At 64.6% G+C, this 10,437-nt stretch carries 8 protein-coding genes; 6 read left to right on the top strand and 2 right to left on the bottom strand.

Features of this window, described 5'->3' with window-relative positions; all coding sequences use genetic code 11:
* The first annotated feature begins 292 nt into the window (after positions 1-292).
* Positions 293-2,293 carry a TonB-dependent siderophore receptor gene (locus FHY05_RS08785; protein ID WP_260181409.1) on the top strand — a complete coding sequence of 667 codons (2,001 nt, stop codon included), beginning with the start codon at positions 293-295 and terminating at the stop codon, positions 2,291-2,293.
* A 473-nt stretch (positions 2,294-2,766) separates the two neighbouring features.
* Here the strand turns inward: FHY05_RS08785 and FHY05_RS08790 are convergent, their stop codons facing one another.
* A complete protein-coding gene (locus FHY05_RS08790; protein WP_183943974.1) occupies positions 2,767-3,789 on the bottom strand; it encodes an IS110 family transposase in 1,023 nt (340 codons plus the stop codon).
* Between the two features lie 890 nt (positions 3,790-4,679).
* On the opposite strand from FHY05_RS08790, the gene FHY05_RS08795 reads away from it, so the two are divergent.
* From FHY05_RS08795 to FHY05_RS08805, 3 genes are all read left to right on the top strand, one after another.
* Complete coding sequence (locus tag FHY05_RS08795) at positions 4,680-5,768, top strand: hypothetical protein (RefSeq protein WP_183943975.1); 1,089 nt, start codon at positions 4,680-4,682, stop codon at positions 5,766-5,768.
* Positions 5,769-5,805: 37 nt separating this feature from the next.
* On the top strand, positions 5,806-6,051 hold the full coding sequence (locus FHY05_RS08800; protein ID WP_183943976.1) for a hypothetical protein: 246 nt from the start codon (positions 5,806-5,808) through the stop codon (positions 6,049-6,051).
* A 386-nt stretch (positions 6,052-6,437) separates the two neighbouring features.
* Positions 6,438-7,730 (top strand): hypothetical protein, encoded by a 1,293-nt coding sequence (locus tag FHY05_RS08805; protein ID WP_183943977.1) that lies wholly within the window; start codon positions 6,438-6,440, stop codon positions 7,728-7,730.
* Positions 7,731-7,751: 21 nt separating this feature from the next.
* Here FHY05_RS08805 and FHY05_RS08810 read toward each other — a convergent pair whose 3' ends face one another.
* Positions 7,752-8,279 (bottom strand): hypothetical protein, encoded by a 528-nt coding sequence (locus FHY05_RS08810; RefSeq protein ID WP_183943978.1) that lies wholly within the window; start codon positions 8,277-8,279, stop codon positions 7,752-7,754.
* A gap of 187 nt (positions 8,280-8,466) precedes the next feature.
* Between FHY05_RS08810 and FHY05_RS08815 the strand changes: the two genes are divergently transcribed.
* Both FHY05_RS08815 and FHY05_RS08820 read left to right on the top strand, forming a co-directional pair.
* Positions 8,467-9,156, top strand: coding sequence for a PEPxxWA-CTERM sorting domain-containing protein (locus FHY05_RS08815; RefSeq protein WP_260181410.1), 690 nt, complete (start codon positions 8,467-8,469; stop codon positions 9,154-9,156).
* Between the two features lie 91 nt (positions 9,157-9,247).
* On the top strand, positions 9,248-10,426 hold the full coding sequence (locus FHY05_RS08820) for a hemopexin repeat-containing protein (RefSeq protein WP_183943979.1): 1,179 nt from the start codon (positions 9,248-9,250) through the stop codon (positions 10,424-10,426).
* The last annotated feature ends 11 nt before the right edge of the window (positions 10,427-10,437 follow it).

Below are 10,437 nucleotides of genomic sequence, written 5' to 3' on the forward strand. Positions count from 1 at the left end.
GGGCGGTGATGCGGATCGACGAGCAATCGCCTCTGCGAACACGGTGATCCGCTACATCCAGCCTCTCTGCTTTCGACGCGGTCACGCCCGTCAACACCGTACCCTTGAAGGCCGCAGGCAGATACCTGCCGCCAGTTGCCTCGCGGCAAAACGGCCGTATGATATGTTGCAACATACCGTGCGCTCACGGCGCATCTAAGCCGTTCTCGGAGTAGCAATGTCCTTAACGCCCCTTGGTTCGCGACTGCGGAAGTCCACAGTCGCCTTCACGATTGCGCTTGGTTTGACGCCCTTGGACGTAGAGGCACAGGAATTTCGCAAGCGTGACGACGAAGACGAGATCGTCGTTCTGGGCACCCGCAACGCCGTCGATCGCGCGCTATCGTCAAACCGGGTCACCGAGCGCATGTCGCAATCGAGCCGGTCGATCGAACGCGACATTCTGGATGCAGCGGGAACGTACCGGCTAAGCGACGCCCTCGAACTCGTCAGCGGCGTCAGCCAGCAGAACAACCGTGGCGGAGTCATCGACAATTTTGCGGTTCGCGGATTTCTCGGCACCCCAGACGGAGGAGCGGAGTACTATCTGAACGGCTTCCTCGCCAATCGCGGCATGGCTCCACCACGCGATCCCGCAACGACCGAACGGATTGAGGTGCTCAAAGGCCCAGCAGGCGCGCTGTTCGGTGACGTTGATCCCGGCGGCCGGGTCAACATCGTGAACAAGGTGCCGCGCTTTACGCCGCATGCGAACGCGATGGTCAGTTATGGCTCGTTCAACACGCGGCGTGTCGAACTCGACGCTACGGGCCCCTTGTCTCGGACCCTGGCCGCCCGAATAGTGGTCGCAGGTGAGGACAGTGATGGGTGGCGCGATACCGTCACCCTGCGCCGACGCGTCGTTTCGCCGTCGCTTACCTGGCAGCCAAGCGATGCGCTGCGCCTCACCTACACCGGCGAGTTCAGCCAATACGACACGCCGTTTGACCGCGGCATTCCCGCGATCGACGGCAAGGCCAACGCGTTGCCGCTCTCAAACTTCTACGGCGAACCATCAAACGGCATCACCAAATCACGGCAGGACCAACACCAGGTGACAGCTCTGGCGGACCTCGGCGGGAGCTGGACGCTGAACGGCGGTGTGGTCTGGCGAACAGGTTCGCTGAAGGGCTTGTCCGCCGACCAGTCGCGCATCGTCGCGAACGCCCTGTGGCGGCAGCGCCGATCGCGTGACTTCAGTGTCGATGACCTGTCAGCGCGCCTGGAGCTCGCCGGGCAGATCGGGCGACACCGCATCAGCGCAGGCATCAAAGGTTATCGCTTTTTCTACGGCGAGCGCTGGATGCGTATCAATCCCTCAGCCTCTGCGCCTTACGCGATCGACCTGTACAACCCGGTCTATGGATCGGATGCAGCTTCCCTGCGGCCCTTCACGAACAATGACGAGAGCCGCTGGGCAGGCACCTTCTACGTGCAGGACATGTGGGACGTCACCGACCGGCTGACGCTGGTCGGAGGCGCACGGATCGACCCGTACCGGCAGAAGATCGTCAACAACAATACCGGCGGCGTCGGCCGCAACATCGATGAGCCCGTTAGCTTCCGTGTCGGTGCGCGCTACCGCGTCACGGATGTGATCGCGGTGCACGCCAATTGGGGGGAAATCTTCTCGCTGAACACCGGCACCGATCGCGCCGGGGCGGGCTTTGGCCCGGAACAAGGTCGCGGTTACGAGGTGGGTGTCGCAGCGAAGCTGCCGGGTGTGGATCTGGCGGCCACGTGGTTCAATATCCGCAAGCAGGACATCCTGACGACCGATCCGGTCGATGCGAACTTCCTGGCGCCCGTGGGTAGCATCGTCAGCCGTGGGATCGAACTCGACGCCTCAGCGCGGCTCGGCAACCGCTGGCAGGTCGTCGCCAATTATGCATGGCTTGATGCGACGGCGGATGACACCGCCTTCCCGACACCGGATGTGCTGAACGTGCCGGAGCACTCAGGCAACTTGCTGGTCGTCCATAGTATCCCGACCACTCGTGGCGACTGGCAGTTGAGCGGGGGCGCCGCCTATGTCGGCGATCGGGCGGGATCGCTCACCGCTAATCCGGTGGTGCTACCTGAATATGTGAAGGTAAAGACGGCTATCGAAGCACCGGTGATTGAGGGAGTCCGCTTCCGTCTTGAGGCCGATAATCTGCTCGCTCAGCGCTATGCCGCGAGCTCGTACAGCGCCTTGTGGATCTACCCCGGCGCGCCCCGCACCGTGCGGGCGTCACTCCGTGTCGTAATCTGACGCGAATGAGGACCGGCTTTCGCTAGTCCCGCTACGTCACTTTGCCGCAGATCAATCAGTGGCGTCGGCAATCGGGTAAGCAACGAGGAAACGGAAGAGCTCGCGCTGGATGAACGAATGATTTCGGCGACTCGTGCAGTCCTTTCGAACGACCGCGGTTGGTCGCTTGCTTCTCCTGCCGAGGACCCAACAGCGGTCACTCAGGGCCATATGGCGCCGCCCCAACTTTGGACGCTTGTCGTCTAATCGCGTCGGGCGCAAGGGTCTTCTGAGATGCCGCTGCCAGGAGCATGGTCGTCTTCGCGGTCGGCATGTGCCGCCGCATGATGGGGCTTCGCGGGTCGACCCCTCCGAGGTTCATCACGCATTCTGCTGCCGTTGAGGCAACGGATGCAACAAGCGTCGCGGAGTGGGTCGGCCTACGTCCCGGCACGACGTCTCGCAGCGCCTTGCGACGCGGACGAGCTCGGGTGTCAGGCTGAGGTGCGTGTCTCCTGGAAGGGTTCGCCGGTGACCAGCATGGTGTGCATGATGACGGCCAGCTTGCGCGCAACGGCGACCGCGGCGCGCTTGAAGCCGAGCCGCTCGCGGAGCTGCAGCCCCCATTTGCGCAGGTCGCACTCGGATCGGCTCCGCACCAGCAGTACGGTCGCAGCTTCGTAGAGCAGCCCGCGCAGATGGCTGTCGCCTCGCCGCGAGATATGGCCGTCATAGTCGATCTCGCCCGACTGGTAGCGCCGGGTGGTCAACCCGACCCAGGCGCCGACAGATCGCGATCGCTTGAAGTTGGTCGGATCCTCGATGGCGGTGATGAAGGAAGTGGCGGTCACGACGCCGACACCGGGAATGGACATCAGCAGCTGGCAGGCATCGCTGCGCCGGGCGTCCGCCAGCAGTTTGCGTCCCAGCTCCGCGGCGCGAAGGCGAACCGCGTGCCAGGCCTCGAGTAGCGGCCGGATGATCCGGCCGAGGTCGGCGTTACCGGCGAGCAGAGCCTCAACCTGGCGCTCGAACTTGCTGCCCGACGCCGGCGGGACGACCAGCCCGAACGTCTTCATCAAGCCCCGGATCTGGTTCGACAGCTCGGTGCCGATCCGCACCAGGCGAGTCCGCGCCGCAACCAGCGTGCGCGCGAGCATGCTGTCGAAGCTCTTGACCCGTACCTCCTTGTAGAACCCAACCTCTGCCAGGTGAGCCAGGCCGTCGGCGTCGTTCGCATCCGTCTTGTTCGCCGCCATGTCGAGCGCCGCCTTGGCATGGCGCGCGTCGATGCAGATCGCCGGCAGCCCCTCCGCGCTCAGCGCATGGAAGAACCAGACCGACATCGGTCCCGTCTCGAACACCACGCGCACCACCTCTCGGGCGTGCTTGCGGATCAGTGCGGCGAGCAGCTGCGGATCCGAGGCGCATTTGCCGCGCCACACTCGCTTGCCTTCACGCCGGATCGAAACCGCTGTCTCTTTCAACGATACGTCGAGCCCGATATACTCACCCATGGCTGTTCTCCGTTCCGATGTATGGGCCCGGCTGCCAGTCGTGAGCCCGCACCTTCATCTACCGGGGAACAGCCACCTTCCTCCACGTCATCGCTGATCGAGGTAGCTCGCTCCCGCGATTACCCCATGTTCATCTCGCCGCTCAAGCCGCCTTGGGCGTTCCGTGCAACTGAATTGGGGGCCACCTCACATTGCGAGCTGCAGTCTTTGCCCGGTACGTAGGCCGACCGCTGCCGGACCACGCGCAGTTCGCTGGGGCGGCCTCCACACCCCACCTCCGGCTCCTCAACGGAGGGCCGACAACGACAGTCCCCTTTGCAACGCAGAGGAGAGACTCGTCCGTCGTCCTTCCGAAACCGCAGATCGGCACGATCATGGCCGGATTGCGCCCGTCGACCAGCATGACGAATTCGCATGTTCGCAAGCCGAGGGCCTCAGCCACGTTCTCGTCAAGGTTGAAAGTCTTCGGTCACCATCGACCGTGCCTTTAACCTGTAAGGAAATGAGCCGGTCGCCGCGTAGGCGAGTGCGGCGCTTCATGCTAAACAGTCACGTCGCCGGCCTCGAACGAACAAGTTAGCGCACCAAGCGCTCAGGTCTGTTTTGGTTCCGCGTTATATACAGGGAGCCTTCTGATGGTCTGCGAACGACAGAAACACGCATTCGAAACGGCGCGCGACCTCTTGGACGACCTCAAGGCGCAGTGCCACGACGGCATACGGGGCGCCTGCGGGCAAATCGCGGCAGCAACGAGGCGCCTCGCCGAGGCGAAAAGCGCCTATGAGACGTGCATGGCGTCGGCTCCACCGCCGCCACCACATCCTCCTCCTCCGCCACCTCCTCCGCCGCCGCCGCCGCCGCCGGACCCATGCGCCGAACTCGTCGCGCGGGTGGCTGATCTCGAAGGACAGGTCGACGATTTGCAGGAGCTCTGCCGAAGCGGTCAGCGGCAGGCGTGTGCCCGAATAGCCGGCGTGCAGATGGAGCTGTCACGAACGAGACAGGCTCTTCTGAAGTGCCAGTATCCCTTTTCCCACCGGATCGTACGTCGCGGCGATGCCACGCGGGTGGAACCGTACAAAATCCTCATCATCGCAAACCCCGTCCTGCTGAGGCATCCGGCCGAAGGATCCGACAGCTACTCGGCGGATCCGATCATCGGCGACGAAGCGATGTTTAACTCGGCGGTCGACTACATCAACGCCTGCCTCTTCGGAGAGATGACGAGCGTCCGACCGGACGGCGGCGTGGCGACGCAAGCGGAGCGGCTGCTGTGGGATCCGAGCGTCGGCGGAAGCATCTGGGTGGAGTCGCTCTTCCTTCGCATCGCTCCGACTGACGCGGCGCACGCGCTCGTCGAGGAATTGTGGGCGTCGAACATCATCTGCCCCATCCAGGAAAACTACGACGCCCTCGCCCGCGCGTTCGGCATCGTGGCCGATGTGATCTTCGCCGTCTCCGGATCAGCGACGCACCGTCGCGCATCCGCCTTCGAAGCGCAGGACGATGAAACCCGGGACGGCGTTCCCTTCACCTTCGACGGCGCGGTCTACCACCATTGGCGTCGGAACCTCGTGCCAGGAGCCGTGGCCATCCACGCGACCGCGAGTTCGCTGACTGCCGCGCATGAATTCGGCCACGCGGCGTCCAGCGCCTCGGACGGCTTTGTCTGCGACCTGTACACGGACGCGGCATCGGATCGTCCGGTCACGATCAACAAGAAGTCCGCGCGACCGATCCCGGGCACGTTCGCCAACCTCGACGGAGTGGACTTCGCCAGCGACCAAGCCCGTGATGGGCTCGGCTACCCGCCGGATTGGACGAGCTACCACTGCGCGCTGGTCAATCAGTCGCGCACGGCGCTGATGGACCAATACAAGGATCCCGGCGAACTCGCGGATCAGATCCAGAGCCAGCATGACCAGATAACGCGACGCTTCCTGCTCGACCGAATCGCGGCGAAGGCAGGAAGAGGCTGACTGTCAGAAACGCCGGCTTGTGAGGAGGACCGACGCCATGGTGGAACCGCTATCGACCGCCGAGCGCGAGGCGATGAAACGCAACGGCCGTGGCGTGACGGACGCCGAAATCGACGAATACGAGACGCTCATTCGCGAGCAGCAGCGCAGCCGATCGCACTTCAACCGTTTGAGCGATCACGCGCGCGCGGCCCCGCTTCGAGCGGGGCGAGTCGAGGAGCTCTTCCGGAAGCTTTACGGAAAAGAGCCGGGCGAAGCAGCAGCCAGCGGGCCAGGCAGCTGAACCAAAACACCTGGGCCCACAACGAACATACCCCGTTAGATGCCCTAACGCCAGCATCGCGACGGCCCGTCAGCGACGATCTGTTATGATCCCGCAGCAAGTTTGATCAAGGTGTAAGTAAAATCGGCCAAGGCAGCTGGCTCAGCACGAACTGGTGCTTGCGTGCTTCATGATCTCGTGAGAGCCTGAGCTCGCGCCCTCCAGTTTCGATGTACGGCCGGCAAGGACGCATCAGTACGCGTAGCCCGCCCTAAGCATCCCTGTTGGCACTCGCCACCGGCGCAGTGGCGCCATGTGACGCGAATGGCTGGTGGTTCGAGGGCGCTCTGAAAGTGCTTGAGCGCTCAAGATCGGAATGGGAACGATCAGCGACGGCGGAGACTTCGATGGCAGAGCATTTGGTCGATGCGGCACTTCGCGTGCCCGACGGCGGTCGCGACGCCGCCTATTTCATCGTTTCGGATCGTTATGTCGTCTGGGACTGGGCGGACGATCGCTGCCGGGACGGCGTGCGAGCGCTCGCTGCCCTCCGTCCGCCGGAAGGCTTCTTCGCCGCCCCGCCGCTGGCACCGACGCCTCCCGGCGCGTCGATCGACACGGCGCTGCGCGGCAAGGCCGGCTTCGACGGCTTTCACTACCTCTTCTCCGGCTCGCGGTACGTGCGCTTCACGACCCTACCCGCCGTGACGTTCGATCCGGCGTCGATCAGCGATGCGTCGGCATGGCAGCTGCCGTTCGCGCGGGTCGACGCCTCATTTAACGGGGCACTGAACCGCGACGATTTCTGCTACTTCTTCAGCGGTCCGAGCTACGTACGCTATAGTTGGTCTGCCGATCGACCAGACGGTGGCGCTAAGCCGATTTCCAACATGATCGGCATACCGACTGCGTTCGCTGGCGGGTTCGATGCCGGGGTGGACGGTGGCGGATCCTTCGCAGACGCCAGCTACATGTTCCGAGAGGACCGCTACGTGAGGTTCGACTGGGTGGCCGGAGCCGCCGAGCCGCATGGCAATCCCGACCAGCCGGTGCAGGGGAACTGGGTCGGCCTTGCGGAGATGCTGGCCGCGGCGAAGGCGACGTCGATTGCACTGACCTGGCTTGTGAGCGCCCGCGGGCAGGTCGCGGCCTACCTGGACGCGCTGAACGGCACCGGCCTTCCGCAACCGATCGTCGCGGCGGCGCTGGCGACGCACTTCCACGCCGGCCCGCTCGATGCCCTGACGCTCACCCAGGTAGGCGCCAATCTCGCCGCGATCCAGACGACGCTGGCCAACGAGCAGACGATCCGCTTCCGCACGGACGCGGAGGCGGTGGCCGATGGCGCGGTCGCCATCGACTCCGCTTACACCTGGCCGCTACCCGTCACGACCGCCACCCGGATCAATGTCACGGGCAACTTCCTTCGTCGCAGCGAGGACAATCGCGTGCTGAGCGTCATCCATGAGGCATGGCACGCGAACGACGACCTCAGCGCCTCCCGCACGACCCACATCCCCGAATGGTATGTGACCGCGCCCGTCGCCGCGTTGTTCGGCATGGTCTTCCAGGCGGACGATCCGCGATATGCCACTCGCTACGACCTGATGAGCACCGCCGACGCCCTTCACGACCCCGCCGCCTACGCGACCTTCGCGCGTCACCTCGCCTTTGGCGCCGACAGCAGGGCGCTGCCGTGACGTCGCGCGACCCGCCGCGCCTTATTTCTCGCAGATCAGACCGAGTGCGTCGATCGCCGCGCCTGATCGGCCGTGCAGCCCGATCGCGCGACCGTGATCGCACCCCGTCGCATAGACCGGATACGGCGAGGAATGGCCGAAGAAGTAGAAGGTGGCGCTGTACGGCCCCGGCGAGCGCAGAACCGCCTCTCCCACCTCGCGACGATCGTTGCCGCACAGCATCTTGACCGCCTTCACGAGCCGATTGTCGCTGCGCAGCGTCTGAACGATCATCGTGCTGAAGTACATGCCGCTGGGGCATGAGGCATCCCTTCGCTCTCCACGGCCGCCGGCACCATGCTGCACCTGGCCGTCGCAGATCGGCGCGATGAAGTTGATATAGGCCCCTTGGAGAGACGAGAGACCGGTCAGATGCGTGTTGGCCGGACAGCGCAGCGTGAACGGCCGCCCACCCGCACCGCCCACCGCCCGACTGAAGCTCTCCTGAGCCGACGCCGGCGGCGGCATCAAGAGGAACGCCCCTGCCAACAGGCCTAACCCGAGTCGCATTTAGAACTCCTTCTGGCCGAAGGTCATCGTGGACTCAGTGCATAGTCAATGCTGAAGTTTAGAATTTGTAAGTTACTGCATCACTGCACATTTATCCAATAAACGCTCGAACGGGTGCGGTAGGCACCACGCCGCAGACGCCGTTACTACCGATCCTATCGGACGGGAGAACTTTGGGAGAACGCTCATGCTTCTTCGCATCATGGTCGTGGCAGCCACGCTGATAGCCTCACCTGCCGCCGCCACCACGCTCGTCGCCGGATCCAACTCGCTAGAGGGCACGACAGGCGCGGCCGAACCGAAGCTCAACGGCGTGGTCCAGCAGGATACGGTCGATCCGTTCAGCCTTTCGGACGGGCACGGCACGCTCAACGCGTCGGTCCAGAGCAGGGTCGTGCTGTCCGTCGATGGCACCTACGACTTCTACTGGCGCGTTCGCGACATCACGTACGTCGCCACCGCACCCGGCGGCCCGCCGCTGTCGATCGGAGCGCTGAGGCTTGGCGCGTTCGGATCGGGGGTGTTGGGCGTCAACGCCAATTACCAGACGGACGGCCTCGGCGATCGCGGCCCCGACTCGGCGTACGTATTCCCGGACTCGCTGACCTCGATCAACTTCCGGTTCTCTACGCCGCTCGCGGCAGGGGAATCGTCCTACTTCATGTTCCTCGACACCGACGCCACGTCCTACGCGCGGACGGCCGTGCTCGACCTGTCAGCGAGCGGCGCTCCGATCAGCCAGCTTCGCAGCACCTTCGGCCCGGTCGCAGCCGTGCCGGAGCCGGCGACCTGGGCACTCATGATCTCGGGCTTCGGCGCGGTCGGCGCCGCCCTTCGCCGGCAGCGCCGAGGCCGGGCACAGGCGTCCGCCCGCTGACACGCGCGGGGTAGGTTGGCCGATACGGCGGCTATGATTTGGTTGAACGGACTGTCGGCTGATGCTGACGCCCTGGCAAAGGAGATCCCGGATGGGAACCGGCGTCTACTTCTTCTCGAGCGGCACCTACCTGCGCTACGACCGTGCCGACGATCGCACGTCGGACGGTTACCCCAAGCCGATTGCGGGAAACTGGCCCGGGCTTGCCGAGGCCGGGATGAGCGACCGCGTCGACGCCGCCGTCAACTGGGAGAACGGGAAGCTGTACCTCTTCCGCGGCGGTTCCTACGTCCGCTACGATGTCGCGACCGATCGCGTCGATGACGGCTTTCCGCTGCCCATCGCGCAGGGATGGCCCACACTCGCAGGCGTGGGGTTCGCGGATGGCCTCGACGCCGCGGTGAATTGGGGAAACGGCAAGGCGTTCTTCTTCAAAGGCGGCTCGTACGTGCGGTATGACGTCGCGAGCGACCGGGTGGATGCGGGGTATCCCTTGTCGATCGCGGCGACGTGGAACGGGTTCGCCGCCGCCGGTTTCGGAGCCTCGCTAGACGGAGCGATCAACTGGGGCAACGGTCGCGCCTACTTCTTCAAGGGGGATCGATACCTCGCGTTCGACATCGCGGCGGATCGTGTGATGGACGGCTATCCCCTGCCGATCGCGCAGCAATGGCCCGGGCTGAGCCCGGGAGTGCGCGCGCCCGTCGACACGATGGATCTGGTGGACGAACTCTGGCTCGAGTCCGCCGAGGTGCGCCGAGCGCCGGTGACCGGGCCCCGCTTTGCACCGGTGCCGTGGCGGGGCGTGCTGCACACCACGGAGGGGGACGGCATCGACGGCGCGATCAACGAGTTCGTCGGAACCAACTTCTGGCCGCATCTCACGATCGAGCCGAACACCCACCGCGTGCTGCAACACATCTCGCTGTCGGTGGGGTCTCGCGCGCTGTCGGACAAGTTCATGCCGGACAATGCCGCGCGCGCGATTCAGATCGAGATCGTGGGACGCGCCCAGAACACTCCTGATTGGAGCCAGGAGCAGCTTTCCTTCGTGCGCGACGTCATGCGTTCGGTCGAGGCGTTGGTACCGATTCCTCGCGTCTCCGATCGTCGCTTCCTCGACGCCAATGGTGTCAACGCCAATCCAACCAACCGTATGTCCCTGGACGAGTGGAAGCGCTTCTCGGGCTGGTGCGGTCATCAGCATGCGCCTTTGGAGGATCACTGGGATCCCGGTGGGATCGACATCGACACGTTGCTCGCGAGCTGAACACCCCGACT

Source organism: Sphingomonas sp. BK580 (assembly GCF_014194975.1).
Lineage (GTDB): Bacteria > Pseudomonadota > Alphaproteobacteria > Sphingomonadales > Sphingomonadaceae > Sphingomonas.

What these genes read in the sequence shown, in the direction of transcription:
- FHY05_RS08810 (WP_183943978.1), bottom strand. Translation starts at nt 8,279, where the DNA reads ATGCGACTCGGGTTAGGCCTGTTGGCAGGGGCGTTCCTCTTGATGCCG.
- FHY05_RS08815 (WP_260181410.1), top strand. Translation starts at nt 8,467, where the DNA reads ATGCTTCTTCGCATCATGGTCGTGGCAGCCACGCTGATAGCCTCACCT.
- FHY05_RS08805 (WP_183943977.1), top strand. Translation starts at nt 6,438, where the DNA reads ATGGCAGAGCATTTGGTCGATGCGGCACTTCGCGTGCCCGACGGCGGT.
- FHY05_RS08790 (WP_183943974.1), bottom strand. Translation starts at nt 3,789, where the DNA reads ATGGGTGAGTATATCGGGCTCGACGTATCGTTGAAAGAGACAGCGGTT.
- FHY05_RS08820 (WP_183943979.1), top strand. Translation starts at nt 9,248, where the DNA reads ATGGGAACCGGCGTCTACTTCTTCTCGAGCGGCACCTACCTGCGCTAC.
- FHY05_RS08800 (WP_183943976.1), top strand. Translation starts at nt 5,806, where the DNA reads ATGGTGGAACCGCTATCGACCGCCGAGCGCGAGGCGATGAAACGCAAC.